Source organism: Limnobacter sp. (assembly GCF_036846585.1).
Taxonomy (GTDB): Bacteria; Pseudomonadota; Gammaproteobacteria; order Burkholderiales; family Burkholderiaceae_B; genus Limnobacter.
Genome location: NZ_DAIUBR010000015.1, coordinates 1 through 22,620 on the forward strand (window position 1 = coordinate 1; position 22,620 = coordinate 22,620).

Annotated in this window: 22 protein-coding genes; 7 read left to right on the forward strand and 15 right to left on the reverse strand. The window is 54.2% G+C overall.

Annotated elements, in window-relative coordinates:
• Positions 1 to 112: 112 nt before the first annotated feature.
• The 5 genes from V7028_RS08505 to V7028_RS08525 are packed head-to-tail and all read right to left on the reverse strand — an operon-like array spanning position 113 to position 5,291.
• Positions 113 to 523 carry a PaaI family thioesterase gene (locus V7028_RS08505; protein ID WP_334119653.1) on the reverse strand — a complete coding sequence of 137 codons (411 nt, stop codon included), beginning with the start codon at positions 521 to 523 and terminating at the stop codon, positions 113 to 115.
• 25 nt (positions 524 to 548) lie between these two features.
• On the reverse strand, positions 549 to 1,919 hold the full coding sequence (gene chrA / locus V7028_RS08510; RefSeq protein ID WP_334119654.1) for a chromate efflux transporter: 1,371 nt from the start codon (positions 1,917 to 1,919) through the stop codon (positions 549 to 551).
• A 34-nt stretch (positions 1,920 to 1,953) separates the two neighbouring features.
• Complete coding sequence (locus tag V7028_RS08515) at positions 1,954 to 3,435, reverse strand: flavin-containing monooxygenase (protein ID WP_334119655.1); 1,482 nt, start codon at positions 3,433 to 3,435, stop codon at positions 1,954 to 1,956.
• 17 nt (positions 3,436 to 3,452) lie between these two features.
• Complete coding sequence (locus V7028_RS08520) at positions 3,453 to 4,379, reverse strand: hypothetical protein (RefSeq protein ID WP_334119656.1); 927 nt, start codon at positions 4,377 to 4,379, stop codon at positions 3,453 to 3,455.
• A 12-nt stretch (positions 4,380 to 4,391) separates the two neighbouring features.
• Positions 4,392 to 5,291 (reverse strand): SDR family NAD(P)-dependent oxidoreductase, encoded by a 900-nt coding sequence (locus tag V7028_RS08525; RefSeq protein ID WP_334119657.1) that lies wholly within the window; start codon positions 5,289 to 5,291, stop codon positions 4,392 to 4,394.
• A gap of 93 nt (positions 5,292 to 5,384) precedes the next feature.
• On the opposite strand from V7028_RS08525, the gene V7028_RS08530 reads away from it, so the two are divergent.
• Both V7028_RS08530 and V7028_RS08535 read left to right on the forward strand, forming a co-directional pair.
• A complete protein-coding gene (locus tag V7028_RS08530) occupies positions 5,385 to 5,993 on the forward strand; it encodes a TetR/AcrR family transcriptional regulator (protein WP_334119658.1) in 609 nt (202 codons plus the stop codon).
• Positions 5,994 to 6,054: 61 nt separating this feature from the next.
• Complete coding sequence (locus V7028_RS08535; RefSeq protein WP_334119659.1) at positions 6,055 to 6,591, forward strand: hypothetical protein; 537 nt, start codon at positions 6,055 to 6,057, stop codon at positions 6,589 to 6,591.
• 19 nt (positions 6,592 to 6,610) lie between these two features.
• Here the strand turns inward: V7028_RS08535 and V7028_RS08540 are convergent, their stop codons facing one another.
• The 6 genes from V7028_RS08540 to V7028_RS08565 form a co-directional block, all read right to left on the reverse strand.
• A complete protein-coding gene (locus V7028_RS08540) occupies positions 6,611 to 7,324 on the reverse strand; it encodes a hypothetical protein (RefSeq protein ID WP_334119660.1) in 714 nt (237 codons plus the stop codon).
• Between the two features lie 3 nt (positions 7,325 to 7,327).
• A complete protein-coding gene (locus V7028_RS08545) occupies positions 7,328 to 7,843 on the reverse strand; it encodes a hypothetical protein (RefSeq protein WP_334119661.1) in 516 nt (171 codons plus the stop codon).
• Positions 7,840 to 8,448, reverse strand: coding sequence for a hypothetical protein (locus V7028_RS08550; protein ID WP_334119662.1), 609 nt, complete (start codon positions 8,446 to 8,448; stop codon positions 7,840 to 7,842). Before V7028_RS08550 ends, V7028_RS08545 begins: the two co-directional genes overlap by 4 nt.
• A 5-nt stretch (positions 8,449 to 8,453) precedes the next feature.
• Positions 8,454 to 9,104: a MotA/TolQ/ExbB proton channel family protein gene (locus tag V7028_RS08555; protein WP_334119663.1), complete on the reverse strand. Its 651-nt coding sequence runs from the start codon at positions 9,102 to 9,104 to the stop codon at positions 8,454 to 8,456.
• 116 nt (positions 9,105 to 9,220) lie between these two features.
• The gene (locus V7028_RS08560; RefSeq protein WP_334119664.1) at positions 9,221 to 10,195 is read right to left on the reverse strand and encodes a hypothetical protein; all 975 of its coding nucleotides are present in this window, start codon (positions 10,193 to 10,195) and stop codon (positions 9,221 to 9,223) included.
• Positions 10,196 to 10,304: 109 nt separating this feature from the next.
• Positions 10,305 to 12,788: a TonB-dependent receptor gene (locus V7028_RS08565; RefSeq protein ID WP_334119665.1), complete on the reverse strand. Its 2,484-nt coding sequence runs from the start codon at positions 12,786 to 12,788 to the stop codon at positions 10,305 to 10,307.
• Between the two features lie 208 nt (positions 12,789 to 12,996).
• Between V7028_RS08565 and V7028_RS08570 the strand changes: the two genes are divergently transcribed.
• The 5 genes from V7028_RS08570 (at position 12,997) to V7028_RS08590 (ending at position 18,456) form a co-directional block, all read left to right on the forward strand.
• Positions 12,997 to 14,169, forward strand: a complete 1,173-nt coding sequence (locus tag V7028_RS08570; RefSeq protein ID WP_334119666.1) for a sensor histidine kinase — start codon at positions 12,997 to 12,999, stop codon at positions 14,167 to 14,169.
• Positions 14,159 to 14,782 (forward strand): response regulator transcription factor, encoded by a 624-nt coding sequence (locus tag V7028_RS08575; RefSeq protein ID WP_334119667.1) that lies wholly within the window; start codon positions 14,159 to 14,161, stop codon positions 14,780 to 14,782. The genes V7028_RS08570 and V7028_RS08575 overlap by 11 nt, the downstream gene beginning before the upstream one ends.
• Before the next feature lie 139 nt (positions 14,783 to 14,921).
• Complete coding sequence (locus tag V7028_RS08580) at positions 14,922 to 15,878, forward strand: TAXI family TRAP transporter solute-binding subunit (protein ID WP_334119668.1); 957 nt, start codon at positions 14,922 to 14,924, stop codon at positions 15,876 to 15,878.
• Between the two features lie 86 nt (positions 15,879 to 15,964).
• Positions 15,965 to 18,064 carry a TRAP transporter permease gene (locus V7028_RS08585; RefSeq protein ID WP_334119669.1) on the forward strand — a complete coding sequence of 700 codons (2,100 nt, stop codon included), beginning with the start codon at positions 15,965 to 15,967 and terminating at the stop codon, positions 18,062 to 18,064.
• Positions 18,061 to 18,456, forward strand: coding sequence for a DUF1850 domain-containing protein (locus tag V7028_RS08590; protein WP_334119670.1), 396 nt, complete (start codon positions 18,061 to 18,063; stop codon positions 18,454 to 18,456). The genes V7028_RS08585 and V7028_RS08590 overlap by 4 nt, the downstream gene beginning before the upstream one ends.
• 417 nt (positions 18,457 to 18,873) lie before the next feature.
• Here the strand turns inward: V7028_RS08590 and V7028_RS08595 are convergent, their stop codons facing one another.
• From V7028_RS08595 to V7028_RS08610, 4 genes are read right to left on the reverse strand one after another with little or no spacing between them, the layout of a single operon-like run.
• Entirely contained in the window at positions 18,874 to 19,176 is a 303-nt protein-coding gene (locus V7028_RS08595; protein WP_334119671.1) for a hypothetical protein, read from the reverse strand.
• A 4-nt stretch (positions 19,177 to 19,180) separates the two neighbouring features.
• Positions 19,181 to 19,432: a MoaD/ThiS family protein gene (locus V7028_RS08600; protein WP_334119719.1), complete on the reverse strand. Its 252-nt coding sequence runs from the start codon at positions 19,430 to 19,432 to the stop codon at positions 19,181 to 19,183.
• On the reverse strand, positions 19,399 to 20,772 hold the full coding sequence (locus tag V7028_RS08605) for an NAD(P)/FAD-dependent oxidoreductase (protein WP_334119672.1): 1,374 nt from the start codon (positions 20,770 to 20,772) through the stop codon (positions 19,399 to 19,401). The genes V7028_RS08600 and V7028_RS08605 overlap by 34 nt, the downstream gene beginning before the upstream one ends.
• Entirely contained in the window at positions 20,769 to 22,616 is a 1,848-nt protein-coding gene (locus V7028_RS08610) for an aldehyde ferredoxin oxidoreductase family protein (RefSeq protein ID WP_334119673.1), read from the reverse strand. Before V7028_RS08610 ends, V7028_RS08605 begins: the two co-directional genes overlap by 4 nt.
• Between the last annotated feature and the right edge of the window lie 4 nt (positions 22,617 to 22,620).

The following is a 22,620-nucleotide window of genomic DNA, read 5'->3' on the forward strand; positions in this document are numbered from 1 at the left end:
TTCAGTGTCAAGCACTGTCGTGCGCTGCCTTGTGATTCATTAACGCTTGGAAAAAATGATTCTTTAGGGTTGAAGTGAAAATTTTTTCACCCCTACCCTTTCTGGCGAGGGATCAATCTCGCTTCGGTGGTATTGCGTAAGTGCCCACAGCATGCGCCACTGGGTCTGACAGGCCTTCTGAATACACGGACACCTCGCCAATGGCCAGGGTTTTGCCCACCTTGATCAATTTGCACACCCCAATAATGTCGCGGTCGGCAGAAGGTTTTCTTAAAAAGTTGATGTTCATGTTGGTGGTCACAGCCAAAGGCACAATACCGATGCGACCAAGTATGCCCACATAAAGCGCACAATCGGCTACCAGAAACATCACCGGGCCAGCCACGGTACCGCCCGGCCTTAGTTCGGCCTCGGTAATTTTGTGGCGAATGGTGGCTGAATCGCCGTCCACATGTTCAACGGTAATTTTGCTTTGCGGAAATTGCGTGTGGATGAATTCATTCATCATCTCTTTGGTTATCAAACTTCGTCTCCGTTTTGTTGAAGAATTACACCTTGAGCAACAACACCCAAAGCAGGCCCAATGCCGCACTGGCACCAAGCACTTCAAGCACACCGCGCTTGAATACAAACAATGCCACACCGGCGCCGATTGAAAGTAGCGCAGCAACCCAGTCAAATTCGCCCGCAAAGCCTTGGGGCCACAGCACGTGGTATCCGAAAAACAATGCCAGATTCACCACCACACCCACCACCGCCGCAGTGATGGCAAGCAAGGGCGCCGTGAACTTCAGATCGTCGTGTGTGCTTTCAACCAAAGGCCCACCGGCCAGAATAAACAGGAACGAGGGCAAAAAGGTGAACCACGTAACAAGGGCTGCGGCAAGCGCACCCGCAATGAATGCGTTCTCCGGCCCAAACGTGGCCTGCACATAGGCACCCACAAAACCCACAAACGCTACCACCATAATCAGCGGGCCTGGGGTAGTTTCGCCCAATGCAAGGCCATCGATCATTTGCGTTGGGGTAAGCCAGCCATAATGACCCACGGCACCTTGATACACATAAGGTAATACAGCGTACGCGCCGCCAAAAGTGAGCAAAGCTGCCTTGGTGAAAAACCAGCCCATTTGCGTGAAGGTGTTTGCCCAGCCCAGGCTTGCAGTCAGCAAGCCCATGGGCACAATCCACAACAGCGCACCCACCAACACCACTTGTGCCAAACGTTTTTTGCTGAAGCGGGCATGTGCAGGTGTGGGGGTGTTGTCATCGATTAACGCAGCACCGTACGATTTTTTTGCACTGGCGTGCGCCGCAACGCCATTGAATTTGGCCGGAAAGTACTTGCCCCCGAAAAAACCAATACCGGCAGCAACCAGCACAATGACCGGGAATGGGACGTTCATTGCAAAAATGGCCACAAAAGACGCCGCGGCAATGCCCCACATCCAGTTGTTCTTCAATGCACGTGAACCGATGCGGTGTGCCGCGTGCAACACAATGGCGGTAACCGCTGGCTTGATGCCGTAAAAAATACCGGCCACCACGGGCACATTGCCATAGGCAATGTAAATCCATGACAAGACAATGAGAATGAACAGCGAGGGCAACACAAACAACACACCCGCCAGCACGCCACCCCGCGTGCGGTGCATTAACCAGCCCAGGTAAGTGGCCAGTTGTTGGGCTTCAGGCCCGGGCAACACCATGCAGTAGTTCAGGGCGTGCAGAAAGCGCTTTTCGGAAATCCAGCGACGGCGCTCCACCAGCTCTTCGTGCATGATCGCAATTTGCCCGGCAGGACCACCAAAGCTGATGAAGCCCAGCTTGAACCAGAACCAGAAAGCCTGCATCAGGCTGACCGGTTCCGGTGGTATGTGTGTGTCGGGTTGGGCTGGGCGGACTGGGGTGGCAAACATCGCGGCAAAATCGCATCAAAAGGATGCCAAGATTCTAGCCTTTATTTGCGGTAAGCACCTCGCGGTAGGCTTTTAAATCGAACTTCGCCATTTGCGCGGCGTACTGTGTGGCAAAGCCCGGAAACATGGTGGCGTTAAAACCATCCTCGGTTAAGTACCAGCTTTTACAACCTGAATTCCAGTTGGTTTTCGCCAACCGTTTCTGAATGGCCGCATTGTGTCTGGCCTGTACTTCGGGTTTTACATCCAGCATTTTCAGATTCGAATCCAGAATGGTGCGAATGCCTTTCACCGCATAGGCAATTTGCTGTTCCATGTACACCAAAGCGGAATTGTGGCCGGGTCCGCTGTTGGGGCCAAACATGATGTACAAGTTCGGGTAGCCACTGACATTAATGCTTTTGTAAGCCTGCGCACCGTGCTTCCATTCCCTGGCCAGTTCACGCCCACCCACACCGCAAACCGGATACGGCGTGCCACTTTTTGGCACATCAAAGCCTGTGGCAAACACAATGCAGTCGACCCGGTGTTCAATGCCCTCCGATGTACGTATTCCCTTCTCCACAACATTGGCAATTGGCCAGGTAATCAGTTCGCAGTTTTCTTGTTGCAAGGCGGGGTAATAATCGTTGCTCACCAGGATGCGCTTGCAACCCAGTTTGTAATCGGGTTTCAACTGCCTGCGCATCCAGGGGTCCGCCACTTGGGAACGCAGAAAGGATTGGCCCAAGCGTTCGCCGATTCGGGTTACCGGTGAACTCCAGATCACTGCCAGCGCCATGCTTTCATGGGTCCAGTACAGTGCTTCACGAATGGCTTTCTGGGTGAACGGCAGTTTTGCAAACAACTTCTTGCTGAACCGGGATGTTGAAAAATCTGGCCGTGGCATCACCCACGCTGGCGTGCGCTGAAACACTTTCAGCTTGTCCACTTTCTTCACCAGTTCGGGAATAATTTGAATGGCACTGGCACCTGTGCCAACCACTGCAACGCGCTTGCCGGTGAAATCGTAATCATGGTCCCACTGCGCGCTGTGAATTTTCTTGCCCTTGAATGTTTCAAGGCCGCGAATTGCCGGAAAGCTTGCGTTGGCCAGGGGGCCGCTGGCCATAATCACGGTTTTGCCTTTCCAAACCTTGCCACTGTCGGCGTGGATCATCCACACGCCTTGGGCATCATCCAGTTCCACACGTTTCACATTTTGCTGGTATTGAATCAGCGTGTCCAAGCCAAAATCATTCACAAGGCTGTGCACATAGCCCAGAATTTCCTTGCTGCCCGAATAGCTGCGCGACCAGTTGGGGTTGGGCGCAAATGAAAAGCTGTAAAGGTTTGAAGGAATATCGCAGGCTGCGCCGGGGTATTGGTTGTCGCGCCAGGTGCCACCCGCTTCTGCAGCACGCTCCAGAATAGCGATATTGTGCACACCGGCTTCACGCAGTTTGATGGCAGTGCCAAGGCCGGCAAAACCTGCGCCAATAATCAGGGTGTCGTACACATCAGTTTTGTTCGTCATTGCAGCGTCCAGTTCAATCAGGCGGTGGTGTGCCAGGTCAGTTTGTTCACCCAGCTTGGCACTTCAGGCAACCAGCTTTTCGGGATGTAGTTCGATGCTTTCACTGCCGCATCCACGGGTGCATGGTAAAAGCGGTTCTTGCGGTTGATCACCCAATTACCGTGCATGCGCATGATTTGGTACCAGGGGTTGCGCCGGCCTTCCGGTGTTTCGCCGCCGTATTTTTCAAACTTGGCCATGGCTTCGTACAGCTTTTCTTCTTTCAAACCCATGGTCACAATGTTGTCGCGCATTCGGTTCAACAAGGGGAAGTACACGGCAACACCCAGCAGCAATTTGGGGTTGATGGCTGTAGCAATTGATTCCAGAGCAAGGCGATACATCGGCCCGTGGCCCAGCATTTCCAGCACATGGAAATCCACGCCCAAATGGCGGGCCTCGTCGGCGTTGATTTTCTTGAACACGTCGTGGCACACCGGGTCTTTCACTTCATCCAGCAGGAACTTGCACAGTGCACCGTCCAGCGTCACTTCCAGCATGGGAATTACGCTGCCCAACACGTTCAGCGGCATGTCATCGCTGTACTTGTCCAGCCATTCAATGGTCAAGCGCAGGTTGATGTTCGGCTCCGGCATTTCGCCTTCTTCCAGCATGCCCCAGCGTTGCATCAAAGCCAGTTCGGCATTGGCGTGGCGCTGCTCTTCTGCATGAAACCAGGTGTAAATTTCCTTCAAAGTGTCGTTCGGCGCTTTCTTGGCCATGGCGGCAAATCCACGCGCGCCAATGTGTTCGATCCAGGTTAAATCGGCCATGAAGGCTTTCAGCTTGGGCCACTGTTCTTCGGAAATCATTTCACGGCCGGGCGCATCCCAATCAATGTCGGCCAAAGCCCATTGGTTGTCTTTGATGCGCCGCAGTGTTTTTTCCAGATCGAGTTGGGGCATTTTGTATACTCCTTAAAAAGCTTTTGCGGCCACACGGGCCAATAAACCAGCACCACGCGTATAACTGCGGGGCATCAGGCGCTTCATGCGCCAAATCATTCGGGCATCCAGTTGGGGCAACACATACAGTTGCCCCTTGTCCAATGCATTCAATGTTTCTTTCACCACACCGTCGGCCGATACACCGGTCCATTCCATCAGCTTGTTGGCAAACTTGCTGGAAGCCGCATCAATGCGGCCGTCTTTCGCGATGTTGGTTTTCACAAAGGTGGGGCACAGCGCAGTGACATTCACGCCTGTGCCTGCCATTTCTGCAGCCAGTGTTTCGCTCAGTGCCAAAGCACCGGCCTTGGTCACGTTGTATGCGCTCATCAAAGGCGCGGCGGCAAAACTTGCGGTAGAAGCCACGTTGATGATGCCGCACTTCTTCGCAGCGCCCTTTTTGCGCAGCCGCGGGGCAAACACATGGCAGCCGTGGATTACGCCCCACAGGTTCACACCGATGGTCCACTTCCAGTCGTCAATCGTGGTTTCACCAACCGGTTTGCCACCTGCACCCACACCGGCGTTGTTCACCACCAGGTCAATTGCGGTGTCGCCATCGGTGCCACCCTCAGTGCCCCCGAATATGCGCTCAGCTTTGTCGGCCAACGCCTGGACATCTTTCAGCTTGCTGACATCGCATTTCACGGCCCAGGCCTGCTCCACGAACACCAGGTCGGGGTTTTTCATTTTGCCGGCCACCATGTCCATGATCAGGTCCACGGTTTCCTGCGCACGTTCAATGTTGATGTCCGCACACACCACCCGGCCACCCCGGCGAACAATTTCAAGTGCAAACGCGCGGCCTATGCCACTGCCTGCGCCGGTAACCACTGCATTTGCACCTTTGCTGATTTTCTTTCCGAACATGTATGAATCCCATAGCGCTTGACAGCGCAACCGTGACATTGAACAATGTCATATTAAAACAAACGTTTGTTCGGATTCAATTCGGATTTTTTCATGACCAGAAAACCCAAACAGACCCGCTCCCAGAACACCGTTGAAACCATTGTTCAAGGTGCATTCATTGCGCTGGCCAAACACGGCGCAGAAGGCGCAACCACGCGCCAAATTGCAGAATATGCTGGCGTGGGCGTGGGGTCGATTTACGAATATTTCGAGAACAAAGAAGCGATTTTCAGCGCCATGGGCGAACGCTTTTCCCACGAGCTGGTGGCCCTGATTCAGGGTGCCGCACCATCGCTTGTTCGGCTTTCGTTACGCGATGCAGTGTATGAATTGATTGCGCAGACCGCCGAATTCCTGAAAAAAGACGATGAACTGTACCTGCGCTGCGCCCGTGAATCGGCCTTGATGGAAAAGCATGTGCCCTTCGGGCAGGTGTATCGTGCACTGGCCGACCTGTTTGTTCAACACGCCATCAAACACCCGGAAATCCTGAAGCTGAGCAACCTGCAAACCATGGCTTACATTTTCATCAACAGCGGCATGGCCACCATGATCCGTTACCTGAACCACCCCAACCCGGGATTTTCGTTTGATGATCTGGCCAAGGGGCTGGCCGACATGGCAGGGCATTATGTGGAACGTGAACTGATCCAGGTGTAAGCGACCCGACAAGGTTCACGCTTATACTGCAGGCACAACAACACACAACCGGAGACTGTCGATGCGCCGAATGTTGCGCCCCATTCAAGCTGCCTTGCTGGCCTGCACTGCCTTGCTGATGGCCTGCAGTCGGCCTGCTCCCGATTCCATGGACAAACTGGCCAACGGCAATATTGTTGAAGTTCAGGGTTTGAACACAGAGCAACTGACATTCGTGACACGCAACCGCATCGTGACCCTGTTTGCCACCGATGCGTACAACATCATGCGCGACATGAAGCGCTACTACGCGCAGGAATTCAACAGCCACCCCACCTTGTCGGTCAAGGCGGTGACTGAACTGCAAAACCAGCAAGGTGAAGTGTTCCAGAACCAGCCACTGTTCACCGTGCACTGGCGTCGCCCGGATTTGAACCAGATGGATCTGGATTCCAGATTCAGCCTGGACACCGAAGAAATTCTTCGTTATGCCGACCGCGTGGAATCACACAGCCTGGTGGGCGACAAGGTGCTGATCGAACACTGCACCGTGACCGGGAATGGTGAAAAACGAGAACGCTTTTGCGATCAGGTGATTTCAGGGCTGTTCAACAAGTAAAAAGGTTCGGCCAATCTGATCAGGGAATAAACCCGGTGAGCAACATGCTCACCTTGCCACCTTTCATGATGGACGTGTTCAGGGGTTCTTCCCGCTCCAGTTTGACCAACCCCACACCGGGTGCATACCACTCGCTGTGGTTAATCAAAATTTCCTGATAACCCGCACTGGCATCGGCATAAAACACCATCTTGCCCATGCCATCCACACGGACACACTTCTGGAATACGCCAGCGGGCGTTTCCACGGTGTCATCAAGCGATGCAATTTCATACACCATGTCAAAGGGCTTGATACTGGCGTTGGCCTCGATGAAGGGTGGCATCCAGTGCGCCACATAGGGGCTGGTGTTCAAAGTCCAGGTGTAACCCACACGCAGATTTCGCCCTTTTGGCAAGATCAACCTTGCGCCCTTGTCTGCCTGCGGCCTGGTTTCAACAATCACCCGCTTGCCAACCCGGTAAAAACCATCATCGCGTTCCTGAATCAAATAGTCAGTGCCATCCGATGTGCGGCGAATAGCCCCCTCGATCTCGCCTTCTTCAGTTTTAAAAGTCGATTCGCCCATGGTGCGAATTTCAAGCTGCGCGTTGTTTTTGCCGTCGGGCTTCACATAGTTCAGGGAATACCGCCAGTGCATTCCCTCTTCCAGCGGAAAGTAGTCAGCACCTCCCAATTTGGAACACGACACCACAGACAACACCAGCGCAGCCACACTTAAAAGTTTCAACATGGCTTACTTCTCCGGCAATTGAGGGTCTGGCAAATCGGTGAATTCCAGATCAATTTTTTTGTCCGCTATTCGCGTGTTGTCGCGTGTGGCCTGTGGGTCAAACAATTCGCCACCCACTTCACCAATCTGCAAATTGCCATTGCGCATTTGTCGCTGCGCGGCATCCAGCTTCACATGCAGGTCTTTGTCATAGGCAAGCACATAAGCGCGTGGCGTGTCGGAAGGCCGATCACCAGCCAGGTCGCTGGCCCACACAAACAGGCGGCCTTCAATGCCTTCCGTTTTGTCGGGTTCTTCAACCACCACCGCATAAAACAGAAAACGCTTGGGCAGATCAGCCTGGCTGGGCCAGCCTTGCGCATTTTGCCAGTTGATGTAGCTGACCCAATAAAAGCCCACCGACACCACAATCAACAGCAGCTTGGCGGTCCACGCCATGCGGCCATACACCAAAGCCAGCAGCAACAAAGCTGCCAGAAAAATATAGGCAATGCCCAAACCCACTAACACTTCATTCATTTTCCGTCTGCCTTCACCAAAGATTTTTCAAGTTGGTTGATGTTGCTCACTGTGCCGTTGGCGTCAATCGTGAATCGTACTGCTGTGGCTTCGTCACCCTCTTGCTGCAGGTTCACTGTGGAGTAATGCAACACTTTCAGTTTCGGGTTCACTTCCGCAACGTAAACGTTCACGGGCACCGGCAATTTGTTTTCGGTTTTGTAGTAATGCAGGTTAACGATGTATTCACCGGGCGGGCGACCACGAATGGTCAGCACTTCCTGGTTCAACGGGTTCACAAACACCTTCCCTTCTATTTCCTGCGTGTCATTGGCCAAGCCACGGTCATCGCGATCCAGGTGCAACAATCCGTCTTGCGGGCGCATGAACCACACTTGCGCACCGGCAGGTCCGGCGGCCCACACGTCAATGTCATTGGGGTCGTTGTCGGGCCAGCTTACGGTCACCAGAAACTCAGCCTTCGGATCGATAATTCCACTTTTTGCAGGCGGGTTCAGCAGCAGCAACGCCATCAAAAACAGAAACGTGAAGATCAACAGGGCGTTGAAAATCAGGTCGGTGAAGGGATCCAGTTCAAAGTCTGGTTTGTGATTAAAAAGCGCCATGCGACTTAAGCCGCCTTCACATTTCGGTGTGCGTAATCCACGGTGGCCGCAATCAATTTGTCCGCATGCCGATCCAGCAACAAAAACTGCACGCCCAGCAAAATGCTGCCAATCAAACCCACCAGTGTGGTGTTCATCGCCACGCCCATGCCTTGGGTCATTTGCTGCATCAGGGTTTTGATGTCGGATATGTCCAGTTGCTCAAGCCCTTCGAGACTGCTCAGCATCATGATGAAACCCACCACCGTGCCCAGCAAACCCAGCTTGATCATCAGGCCCGTGACAAACCAGCCCACCTGGTGCGTGCCGCGCGCACGCTCGGCCATCACTTCTGCCATCAACTGGCCTTCACTGGGATGTGCCAAGGGGTGGGTCAGGTAATCGTGGCAAATGGATTGCCCCAGTTTGAATTCACCCACACCGCTGCGAATTTGCTCAAAGTAATGCGCCTGCCTGCTGAGGAAAAGGCTGCGCCAACCTGCAAGGCAACTGCCCACCACAAAAGCAATCACGATCACCACGCAAATGCGGGTGTTGTCAGTCAGGATGATCCATTGAAACAAACCCTTGTGCCAGGTCATGTAAAAACCAAAACCGGTCAGGCTGATCAACAGCATCCACAGCAAGAACAGGGTGTGTGTTTTGTTGGTATTCAACGCGAATAGTCCCCTTGTTATTGTTGGCCTGTCCCAGTTTGAAACACTTGGGAAAGGTCGTGGGGATTTGCGCCCCACAACAAGAGGCTACTAGCAAGCTGCATTCCATGCCAAGGCTAAAATGCAAGCGGCTCGGTTTGGCGGTAAATGCGCTGCACATTCAACTGGTGAATTTCAAGCGCTTTGGCACTGGCTTTCAAGTCTGTTTGAACATACACCGGGTTTTGAAATTCGCTGATCTTCGCGCTGATCTGCTCGATCAATTCCACTTCACTTACACCTTCTTCAAGGCCATACAGCACCTCTTGTTGAACCCGTACAAAGTAGTTCAAATTGCGTTCTACCCAATCACGGCCCAAGGCACCGAAGGAAGTCAGAATGGTGTCGTCTGCGGACATGCGTGTCTTTAAGCGACCCAAGAAATTGATGCGTTCAACCACATCGCCATCGTACAAATCCGGAATGTCGCGGTTCTGAACAGCCGAACCAACCCACCACAGCTTCAATTCCTGATTGCGCAGCACCAGCGCTTCTTCGGTTTCCAGGTCTCGGTACAGCCGGTACTTCCAGGGTGTCCAGTCGCCGTTCAACAAACCCAAATGGCCTGTTTTGGTTCTCAGAATACGCTCGGGCACCAACGACTCGGTCCCTTTTACAGAGTTGCTGCCCATGCGTTCTGAAAAATTTTCAATGCAAGCAGGGCAACGGGCACGCATCAAATCAGCCGTTTTTTTACCAGCAACCAAGCGGCTTGCAAACGATTCCCCTTCGCGCAATGTTCCGGCAAACTGAGCACGCAAGCCCACATTGCCCAGCACATGTTCAGGCTTGGGCTGCGTATTCAAAATCCACACAGGTTTGGTACCAAACTTCGAGCGAATTGCTGCTGCTGCGCTTTCACCCACCGCTGCGGTGGCGCCAGAATCGATCACCAGAATTGTTTTCGGGGAATCGACGACCACGATCGACAGGGCGAAATCCTGCCCCTCGGGGGGCAAGCTTTGGGCAGCGCAGGTCCATTCATACACGGTGGCACGGTGTTGCTGCCAGCACGCATCGCCTTGTGCATTGGCCTGCGGCGAAAAAAGCATGAACAAAAAAGCAAACAGGAAACTTCTGTTTTTGAGAAACATATGCAGTACAAAGCCTGAATCGACACGACCCCGAAAGGATAGCCGATTCAGGCGCCACCGCAAAATGCTAGAACCGCAGACTCACCCCCACCCACGCGTTTCGGGGGGTACCGGGTGCCAGAAATGATTCATAGGTGATGTCATCTTCGTCTTCCACCAAGGTGCCGTTGCGGTCAAAAATATTGCCGCCCAACACCGCCCCGTTGAAGTATTCGCGATCAAACACATTGTTCAAGCGCGCAATCAGGGTCAGGTTTTTGCTCAATGCATGGTTCACACCCAGATTGAACACGGCAAATCCGGGAACCCGCCCGTTGTCCTTGAACTCAACCGGCCCTTCGCCAGGAATATCAACCACACCGGCCTGGTGCTGATTGTTCTCGTTGCCACGTGCGTATTGTTCGCTTTGTGCCTGCATGTCGACAAACAGGGTGGTCGCATTGCTGGCCTTGTAGCCCATCGACAGTTTTACATTGTGTTCGGCCAGGCCCGGAATTTTGTTGCCGGGTTGCACTTGAATAAAACCACCTTCCACCGCTGGGTCACCATTCAAATCCACCGCGCTGCTGTTGCCTTCGCTGGCCAAACGTGCCGGGCTTTGAAACGTGGCATCCAGGTACTGGTAGCTGGCACCGAAGTTCCACACAGACGTGTCCCAATCAAAATCAAGCTCCACGCCCTGCCTGCGTGTTTTGCCATAGTTCTGGAAAAAGCCGCCTGAACCCGCACCATCTGTTACGAACAGAATGTCGTTTTTGTTGTTGGCCCGAAACACGTTGAACGAGAAACCATACTGGTTGCTGCCACTGGCCCAACGGGTGCGGTAGCCGCCTTCCACTGTGGTGGTAATGACTTGCTCAAGAAACGGGTCTGCCGCCATGGCGTTGGGCAACAGGCACGGAAATTCGGGGTCGGAGCAGGCCAGCTCCACCGGCGTGGGCACACGGTTGCTGGTTCCTGCACTGGCATACCAAGTGCTGCGCACGGCGGTTTGATAGGAAATACCCACCGACGGGTTAAAGCGCTGGTAAGTGTAATCGTTGTTCAAACCGGGGCCGGCCTCGCCTTCCTCATTGATCAACACGGGGCTTAAACGGTCTGTGGTTTTTACCGATGCATGGTTGTAGCGGCCGCCCAGCAGCAGCGTGGTTTTGTCATTCAGTGTCCACACATCTTGCGCATACACACCAAACTGGCGGTTGTTCGCCTCCACATTCACCTGTTCAATGGGTGCGTACAATTCGCGCACCGTGCGGTCAGCATTGAACACGCCCAAGGCGTAGCTGCGGCGAAAATCCGACTTGCCAAATTCAAGCTGTGTGCCCACCAACACCTTGTGCGCACCCATGGGGGCCAAGGCATATTGCAGCCCCAGCCCCACCACATCCTGATTCAACACGCCGCGGTTGTTTGCACCTGGGCAATCGGCGCTGTTGGGGTCCATGGCAGCAGGGTCGTTTTCATCAAAGGTCACGGTGCCCGGTGCGTAGGCCGTGGAGGCCGGGGCACTGCAGGTCACGTTGTAAGTGCCAGGGCCCAGGTTGCCTTCCACTTCTGCACGGTCGGGCTCGAACTCGGCCACACCAAACCGGTAGTCTTCGTTCTCGTTGCCATCGCCATTGAATGTGGTGGACTTGGAACTTCGGTAATAGGCATTCGCCGTCAGTTCCGCACCGCTTTGCAGGTAGCGCGTGAAGTCCACGGCAAACTGCCCACCTGTGTTCCGGGTGTTGTCAAAGTAGGTGTACGACTGCGCCCGGTTTTCTTCGTAAAAACTGCGCGGCACCACGCCGTTGCCGTTCAAATCAGATTCATACAGCGACAAGCTGAAATTCGTCAGCGAATCGTCGGTGGCCACACCCATTTTGCCGAACAGCTGCATGACCGAACTGGGCGACAGCACGCGCCAGCCGTCTTCATTGAATGAATTGAAGTTCACATAAAAATCGCGTTGCGTGGATTCATCCACCCAACCCTTCTGTACACCAAAGCGGGTGCGCCCGAAATCGCCAAGCTCGGCATCCAGTTGAGTGCCCTGAAAGTCGCGCCCGCTTTTTGTTTGCATCACGATGGCACCGCCCAGTGAATTCAAACCGAACTGCGGCATGGTGCCCGGCAGCACGGTGACCTCTTTCAGGGCCGATTGCGGTATGGCATCAAAGCGCACCACATCACCAAAGGTTTCATTCTGGCGCACGCCATCGACATACACCGACAAACCGGGGGGCGTCCCCAACAGGGGTGTCACAGAAAAACCTCGATACGTTACATCCGACTGATAAGGGTTGCCCTGGTTGTCAGTCACCTGCACACCATTGATGCCACGAAACAGGCTGCGGCTGATCGATTCGCGATCCGCGTTTTGTTCCAGCCGTTCCACTTTCTTGACGCTGAATGGCGCCTTCTCCACAGGCATGGATCCACCGGGCAAAGGCGTGGTGGAAATAACCTCAACTTCATCAAGTTGTTGTGCAAGCACAGGGGTCAACAGAGAAAAAACAGACAGTGCAACAACACTTTTGCACAGGTGAAACGGGTGACGCGCGACCATGAACTTGCCTTTCAGGATGAATTGTTATTGTGAAGCCACGTAGTTGGCCTGCTCTGCACGCCATGAGGACTGGCCAGGCAACCACGCAACTTGATCTGTTCAAGGACATGTTCAATTATTCTGTCAAAATCGAACAGGGAAGTTTTCCCGAAAAGCATCTTCCCTCTTTCACCGGTGCGGTTTCTGGTGCACATTGTGGCAATTCGTTATGGGTAAACAAACAATGCGGCTTCGCGAGTTGTTGGTAAGACGCCTTTTCATCTGGCTGGGCCTGTGGGCCGTGTTCTGCGTGATCATCGTGTTCACCATGGGTCAACGCGATGTGAAGGCCGAATACACGGCCGCCTCGGCACTGGTCGATGACCTGCATGGAGCGCTGAACAAAGTCGAACCCCTTGGCAACCTGGAACTGCAAAGGCTGCGGCAACAACTGGCCGAAGGCAAAGCCGGGCAGGAACGCAAGGAAACGCGACGGGAACTGTTGCTGCTTGGCACCATGCTGTTGCTGATGGCAGCGGGCAGCGGTGCGGTGGTGTGGTATTCGCTCAAGCCCGCCTTGAACAAACCCTTGCAAGAACTGGTTCAATGGCTTGGCGACTATGAAAAAGCCGAACGAAACCCGTCGACCTCGGCCCCGGCCTCTCCACGGCTTCAGGATTTCAAAATCGACGAACTGCAAAGCATTCACCTCAGCGTGTCGCAATTGATCCACACCCTTGAACGGGAACAAAAAAGAAGCAGCGAACTGCTTAACCATGTCATTGATGTGCAGGAAAAAGAAAGGCAAACCATTGCACAGGACCTGCACGATTACTTCGGCCAGTCACTTACTTCCATTTCAGTCAACTCGGCTTTTCTGGTCAGAAGCACGCAAGCCAACACGCAGGAGGCAGCCAAGGCCGTGCACGATCAGGCACAGGAAATGATGGGTTGGTTGCGCAGTTCCCTGCGTGAACTGAAGCCGCATTTGCTGCTGGAGGTTTCACTGCGGGATGCCGCGCTCGACCTGCTGGACAACTGGGCACGCAGACACGGCTGGTATGTCGATTTCGCCTGGGCCCCCAACACCCCCGAATTGCATCAGGAAGCGCCGATTGCCGTTTACCGCACCCTGCAAGAGGCATTGACCAATGCCGCAAAACACGCGCAGGCCAAAAATGTCAAAGTGCTGACCGGCTTCGATTCAAACAGCATGGAATTCATTTTGATTGTAGAGAACGATGGCGTGACAAAGAGCGGCCCGACCAACCCATCGCTGGGGCTGACCGGAATCCGGCAACGAATCAGCAGCCTGGGCGGGCGCGTACACTGGAAAGTGCAAGGTGACACCTTTGTACTGACCTGTTACCTGCCAATGACCGGAGAACAGGATGCAACTTGAGTCAAGAATCATTCTGGTGGACGACCACGCCGCCGTGCGATCGGGTTACAAACGATTCATCGATTCTGAAAGTGACATGGTGGTGGTTGGCGAAGCAGGCAACGCCGACATGGCATTTGCCTTGCTGAAAACCCAGCCCTGTGACGTGCTGGTACTGGACATCAGCATGCCAGGGCAAAGCGGCCTGGAACTGATCAAACGTGTGCGCCTGAAATGGCCAACGTTGGCCCTGGTGGTTCTTTCCATGCATGACAGCCCGGTGGTGGCCGCCAAAGCCCTTGAACAGGGTGCACGCGCGTACGTGACCAAGTCCAGCGACCCCAATGAACTAATACTGGGCATTCGCAAAGCCTTGGGTGAACAAACCTATGTGTCTACAGATGTACAGGCCCAGGCAAGCGGACTTACACCACGAGAGGTGGATGTGGTTCGCCTTCTGGTCGAGGGGCACACAATCGACCAAGTGGCAGGCAGCTTGGGTATCAGCAGCAAAACCGTGAGCAACAACCTGTCTCAGATTCGCCAGAAAGTAGGCGTACAAACCGATTTTGAGCTTGCGTTTTGGGCCTGGAGCCAGGGGTTTGCCCGCAAACCACCGGGCTTTGGTGACTAAGCATACTCACGTTTTCCTCATTCGTATTTTCCCGTATTTTAGGGAAATATAGGGATATCCGCCTTGCAACATGCAACGTTCTCGGGGATATTCATTGCACAACCAAAAACATGACATCACTTCTCAGGAGGAATCCCGCATGATGCTTCGCAAAGCAAAAACTGCAATTCTGGCCGCTGCCATCACTGGCTTGGCCTTCGCAGCAACCCCAGCCAAAGCAGAATTCATCAACATTCTGACAGGTGGTACATCTGGCATCTACTATCCAATCGGTGTAGCCCTGTCCAAAGTGTACGGCGACAACATCAAGGGCGCGCGCACCCAAGTGCAAGCCACCAAAGCGTCTGTTGAAAACCTGAACCTGCTGCAGCAAGGCCGCGGCGAATTGGGTATTTCTCTGGGTGACTCGGTCAAGCTGGCCTGGGAAGGCAACGAAGAGGCTGGCTTCAAAACACCGCTGAACAAACTGCGTGGCATTGCCGCGATTTACCCCAATTACGTTCAAATTGTGGCGTCCAAAGCATCGGGAATTACATCGCTTGAACAACTGAAAGGCAAAGGCTTGTCAGTGGGTGCCGCCAAGTCGGGCACCGAATTGAATGCCCGCGCAATTTTGGGCGCAGCCGGCATGACCTACAAGGATCTGGGCAAAACCGAATACCTTCCCTATGCCGAATCAGTTGAACTGATGAAAAACCGCCAACTGGATGCAACATTGCAATCTGCCGGTCTGGGTGTGGCTTCGCTGAAAGACCTGTCATCGTCCATGGAAGTGAACATGGTGGCTGTGCCCGCCGACGTGGTTAAGAAGCTTGGCGCGCCGTATGTGCCTGGCACCATTCCAGCAGGCACTTATCAGGGTCAGGACAAAGATGTACCCACAGCGGCTGTTGTGAACTTCTTGATCACGCATTCGGAAGTTTCTGATGAAACCGCCTACCAAATGACCAAGCTGCTTTGGGAAAACCTGCCTGCATTGCGTTCGGCACACAAAGCTGCAAACGCCATCAAGTTTGAAAATGCCCTTCAAGGCATGCCTGTTCCACTGCACCCCGGTGCAGAAAAGTTCTACAAAGAAAAAGGTTTGATCAAGTAATCAAACCGCACGTGTAGTCGCCACACCCCGCCGGGGTGTGGCTTGCAACCTCAGTTACCGCGCAGCCCGTTCCGGGCTTTTTGTCTATGTCCAATATACCCAACTCCATACCAACCGAAGCCGCTCCTGGTTTCCACGACCCCACTTCTGCGGGGTTTTCCAAGTCGTTTGAAGGTCGATTTTTGTTCTGGATAGCTGTTGCTTTCTCGACTTTTCAAATTGCTACCGCAGCACACCTGTTCGATTTGCCAAGCCAGGTTCAGCGCGCGTGCCACGTCGGTTTCTTGCTGCTGCTGACCTTCCCCCTGATCGCCATCAACAAACATGTGGCGCTCAAGACAATCGCCTGGGCACTTGCCTTGTCGGCTGTTGTCATCGCGGGTTACCAGTGGGTTGAATACGAACCATTGTTGGTTCGTGCCGGAGACCCCACGGAACTGGACATTTATCTCGGCGTAATCGCACTTGCCACAGTATTTGTGGCGACCTGGCAGTTGATGGGACCTGCTTTGCCCATCATTTGCGGCACGTTTTTCGCGTATTGCCTGTTGGGCCAATATTTGCCTGCACCATTTGACCACCGTGGTTACGACTTCCATCAAGTCATCGAACACATGGCCTATGGCACCGAGGGAATTTACGGCATTCCAACTTATGTGTCGGCTTCCTATATTTTCCTGTTCATCCTGTTTGGCGCTTTTCTGGAAAAAGCCGGCATGATCAAACTATTCACCGACTTCGCGCTCGGCCTGGTGGGCCACGCACAAGGTGGCGCCGCCAAAGTTGCGGTGGTGTCTTCTGCACTCATGGGCACAATTTCAGGCTCCGGTGTGGCCAACGTGGTGACCACAGGCCAGTTCACCATTCCATTGATGAAGCGGTTTGGCTACCGGGCTGCATTTGCCGGTGGCGTTGAAGCGACCGCATCAATGGGTGGGCAACTGATGCCCCCGGTGATGGGTGCCGTGGCCTTTATCATGGCGGAAACACTGGGTGTCCCATATTCCGAGATTGTAAAGGCAGCCATCATTCCAGCCATTTTGTATTTCTTCGGCGCTTTCTGGATGGTTCACCTGGAAGCAGGGAAACACGGCCTAAAAGGCCTGGACAAAAAAGATCTGCCCAACCCCTGGAAGGCTGTGAAAGAACAGTGGTATCTGGTTATTCCTTTGGCGGCACTTGTCTGGTTGTTGGTGGGTGGCTACACACCCCTGTTCGCCGGCACAGTGGGGCTGGCCTTCACGGTGGTTCTTATTCTGGGTGCATCCATTGCGATTGGTTTGTCGAGCACAGTGATCCGGATTCTGTTCTGGGTAGGCTTGGGCGTTGTGTGTGCGGCATTCCTGCAATTTGGCATTTGGGTTATCGCAGGGGCGATCATTGCCCTGATCGCGATCAACGCATTGAAAAAAGGTGGACGTGAAACACTGGTTGCCTGCCGCGATTCACTGGCCGATGGTGCAAAGTCGGCCCTGCCTGTGGGTGTCGCCTGTGCCATGGTGGGCATTATCATCGGCACGATGACCCTGACAGGCGCCGCCAACACCTTTGGCCAGTTCGTGGTCAGCGTGGGGGAGAACAGCCTGTTCCTGTCACTGGTGTTGACCATGCTGACCTGCCTGTTGCTCGGCATGGGTATTCCAACTATTCCCAACTACATCATCACGTCCAGCATTGCAGGGCCGGCTCTGGAACAATTGGGCATACCTCTGATTGTCACCCACATGTTCGTGTTCTATTTCGGCATTCTGGCTGACCTTACCCCCCCTGTAGCCCTGGCCTGCTTTGCAGCCGCACCGATTGCCAAGGAACGTGGACTGACCATTTCCCTGGAAGCGGTGAAAATTGCGGCAGCTGGCTTTGTAATTCCTTACATGGCGGTTTACACCCCAAGCCTGATGCTTCAGGACGGAGGACCTTTGGCGGCTGATATAGGCTACGTTCCAGCTGTGATCTACATCGTGTTTAAAACCGTGATCGCAATTGCGCTGTGGGGTGCAGCAGTCATTGGCTTCCTGGGTGCAAAGCTGCCTGTCTGGTTGCGGGTACTGGCCATGGTCTCGTCATTCACCTTGATTGCGGCGCTGCCTGTTACCGATGAAATTGGCTTTGCTCTGGCAGTTGTTTTCGGTTTCCTCACCTTGCGCAACGCGCGTTCTGTCAAAAACAAATTACAAACTGCATGAGTGTGTGTGTCTTCATCGCCGGAAAATCAGCAGCCTGCCTGGCAGGCCTGTTGTTCTCCCTGAGCTGGACACACTCTGTGGAGAAAACCGAGTGGGTTGAGCACTGGCAGGTTCGCGATGAACAACTGGTGTTGCAAGAAACTTTTGTGAAAGGCAGCGGTGCTGGAATTGACCCGGCACCGAATGCTGTTCTTGACAATGGCTGGTATCGCTGGAAACCTGAATCACCAGTGACCATACCTGCCATATCACTGGCGAATTCTGAATTGACTCCCGACAACTGGATGCTTTGTGCGCTGGATGCGGTGACTCGCGAAACAGGCGAATGCATTGGCTTTGCGAAGTTTGAAGACAAAGGCGTTCAGTCTTTTACGATCAAGCCGTGCCCGTGATCCACGTGTAAAAGCGCTTGGTCTTTTGCTCCGCTTGCTCAGTTGCATACCCTCTCGCGCCAGAAAACCTGTCTTCCCTTTTTGAGATTCACCCTGGCTCACCTCGCTCGGCAAAAAAGCGGGCCGAGTCTCGGTGTCGGCCTTTGGCCGACCGTGGCGGCTGAATTCAAACGGGCAGGTTTTCTTGATTGGCGCTGCGAGGGCATTGCCACCTGAGAGCGCCGACAACGACGCAGGTGATTCGCCAAGGCTTCCCGGCGGCTTCGCAGCGCGGGGCGACTCCGCAAGGAGTCGATGCGAAGACGCTTTGGCGTTTCGCATGCCCCAAGCCAGAAGCATCAAGCCGGAATCAGAAGCATTGCTTAGGCCAGTCGTCGGTACTGCACCCAAGCCTCGCCAGACACCAAGCACCAGCCCTCAGCCCCCGCCCCGCAGCGTGTGCATCTGAAACTGCTTGGAAAAATGCGCCCTTGCATCGGCCGGCACTCCGTCAGAAAACGCCAGTGTCACTTCCATGCGTTTCAGGCGCACCAAAGCAATTACTCGGTCTGGCAATTCTTTCCAGGCAATTCGCGCTGTGCCGCCCTGCGTTTCAAAATCCGCATGATCAGCCTGTTCCGAAATCATCGGAAACAGCTCAGCAATCATGTGCACCCACCGGCGCAATTCGCGTTCGGTGCACGACATGTCCAATGCCTTGTCGGTGTTGAAAATAGCCATAAAACTAACCGCCCGCGATGGGTGGCCAAATGGCCAGCACATCGTCGGGGGTCAATACTTTACTGGCACGCTCGGCCGGGTCCACATACACGCCGTTGACCAACACAAGGTGGGTCAACTTTTCGGGCAAGTGAAACTGGTCGATAATTTGTTGCACGGTACTGCCTCGCTGAATTTGAAGGCGAACCGCGTTGTCTGCGCGGTTCGCTGGCAAATAGTCGGTCAGTGTTGCAAAGAGCTTGAAGGTAATTTCCATGTACTTTGTGACTGAGCGCAAGCCAAATAGGCTTCCATTAATCGGGTTGGATCTTCGAGCAAATGGTCTTTCCATTCACCCAAGTGGATTTTGCCCTGAATCAGACCCCGCATGACGCCAACATGATTCGTTAGCCCCAAACTGGTTGCACCAATCAGCACATCGCCAAGAAATTCCAAACGCAGGTAGGTAAATTGGTCTTTGTTTTGCAACTCGACGCTTTGCCCGCCTTCTGCGCCCCACCACTGCCCAAAAGAAGCAGCAATCAAGCCGAGGGTATCCAGCACGTTCATCGCCAAACTACCCTGTGTTTCCGTGCCCTGCCCCATCATGTTCTGGGCTGCAATGCGTGCATCGTCCGCAGCAGCAGGTTGAATCATGTTCACGGTTTTCTCACCGGTGGAGAAATCGCGAACCTGGGCCACATCGCCCGCCGCATACACGTCGGCAATGTTGGTCTGCATGTGGTCGTCCACCAACAGGCCTTGATCCACTTCAAGGCCACTGCCTTCCAGAAAATCAAGGTTGGGCTTCACGCCCGTGGCGGAAATCACCAAATCGCACTCCAGCACTTCGCCATTGGAAAGCTTTGCGTGCAAAGGTGCACCATCTTTCGCAGCCACTGCCGTGCCAAAACCAATCGCAGAACCAATCTTGCTGATCAAGCCTTGTTGCGCAGCTTGGTTGCCCACTTCAATGGCCTCCACGCGGGTGGAACAATGCACGTTCACGCCTTTCTTGATACACCAGTCGCGAATCATCGAGCCCGCACCTTCGGTCATCATGCGGGGCACCATGCGGTTGCCCATTTCGACCACGGTCAACTTCACGCCGCGCAAGGCCAGTGCTTCCATGATGATGCAGCCAATGAAGCCCGCACCCATTTGCAACACGCGTGAACCGGGCTTGGCCAGCTCGATAATTTGCCGCGCATTTTCCAGGGTCCAGCACGGGTGTACGCCGGGCAAATTCACACCGGGAATGGGTGGCGAAATGGGGCGTGCGCCCGTTGCAATCAGCAACTTGTCATATTCCAGTACATCGCCATTGTCGAGCATCACTTTTTTACCGGCGGTATCCAGCCGGGTGGCGCGCGCACGAATTTCCTGAATGTTCTGCTTCTTGAAATGGTCTGGGTCTTTGCGAAGGTACGTGCCCTTCTCTCCCACCTTGCCAACCAGCAAGTAGGGAATGGCCATGCGGGAGTATGGGGGTTCCGGTTCGGCACCCACCATCACGATTGAATCGCGGGGTCGCTGCTTGCGAATTTGCTCGGCAGCGACCACCCCCGCAGGCCCGTTACCCAGGATAACGTGCCTTGTAGGAGTAGTTGCGGTCATAGCCCCAAGCGCTCCAGTGTTGCAGAAGTTGGGCGACCTTCGGTGTCCCAGCCACGCAGCTCAAAATACTCGGGCAGCATTTTGTCGATGCCGTTGACCAGGCCTTTGGCGGGGCCTACCTTGGCGGCGTCTTTCTTCAAACGTGCGGGCAGGTCGTCGTCGGCCTTGGTGAAACCGGCTTCCAGATTAAACTGGCGTTCCATGTTCCAGATGCGCTCGCCCATGGTTTCCAGATTGGCCATGTCGAATTCATCGCCGCAGGCAGCGGCCACTTGGGGCTGCACGTCGGCCAGTGTCCAGGCAAAGCTGGTGAACACGCAAATACCGGCAGAATCAAAAATGGCTGTCGCATCTTGAAACGCTTTGACCAAGGCGGGTTTGCCATCGGTGGTCAAGGGATCTGTTTTTACAGGAATGCCCAACACTTCGGAAGCAACCGTGTAACCACGCAGGTGGCAGGCACCGCGGTTGGAAGTTGCATAGGCCAGGCCCATGCCCTGAATACCGCGGGAATCATAGGCCGGGAATTCCTGGCCCTTCACGCTCATGGACAATTCCGGGTGGCCGTACTTCTCAGTCAAACGCTTGGAGCCCTGGCCAATTTCAACACCAAAACCTTCGCCATTGCAGGTGTCTTCACTCAACTTCACCAGCGCCTGTGCAGAACCAAACGGGGCTTTGCAACCCAGCTGTGCTTCGGTCAACACGCCCATTTCATACAGTTCCATCACAGCAGAAATTGTGGCACCCAGTGAAATCGGGTCAATGCCGTGTTCGTTGCACAGGAAGTTCACGTAGGTCAGTGCTTCCAGATCGTTCACGCCGTTCGATGATCCCAAAGCCCATGCCGCTTCGTATTCCAGACCGCCTGAAGCGCCGTGGTACTGGGGCTTGTTTTCCACGGTGAAGTGGGTTTCGTCGATTTTTGAAATGCGGCCGCAGGCAATGGTGCAACCGAAGCAGGCCTGGTTGGTCACCAGGTTGGCCTTGCCGTCGGTTTTGCGGGGTTCGTGCATTTTTTCGCCAGAAATGTCTTTGGCGCCTTCGAAAATCACATCACGGTGGTTGTTCGTGGGCATGGCACCCATTTCATTGATCACGTTCATCAACACTTGCGTGCCGTAGGTGGGCAAGCCTGTACCTGTTACCGCGTTCTCGGCGAGAATTTTTTTCTTCTCGTAGGTCACCTTCATGAATTCCTTGGGGTTGGAAATGTTGCCAACACCCTTGGTGCCGCGAACGGCAATGGCTTTCACGTTCTTGGAGCCCATCACAGCGCCCACACCTGAACGGCCGGCAGCACGGTGCAAGTCGTTCACAATGGCTGCATACAACACCTGGTTCTCACCGGCCTTGCCGATACAACACACGCGCATCAGCGGGTCCTGGTGCTTGGTTTTGATGGCGGGTTCTGTGTCCCACACGCTCTTGCCCCACAGGTCAGAAGCGTCCATCAACTTTGCACTTTCATTCTCAATCAACAGGTACACAGGCTTGGGCGACTTGCCTTCCATGATCACCATGTCCCAACCCGCGCTTTTCAATTCATTGCCAAAGTAACCACCGGAATTTGAGCAGGCGATTGCGCCAGTCAACGGGCCTTTGGTAATCACGGAGTAACGTCCACCAGTGGAGGCCATGGTGCCAGTCAGCGGACCCGTGGCGTAGATGATTTTGTTTTCTGGTGAAAGTGGATCCACTTTCGCATTCACTTCTTCCACGAAATACTTGGTGGCCAAACCACGCTGGCCAAGGTAGCTTTTCGCCCAATCCATTCTCAAGTCTTCGCTGGTGCAGGTGCCTGCTGTCAGGTTCACGCGCAGTACTTTACCGGTCCATGCCATTTGT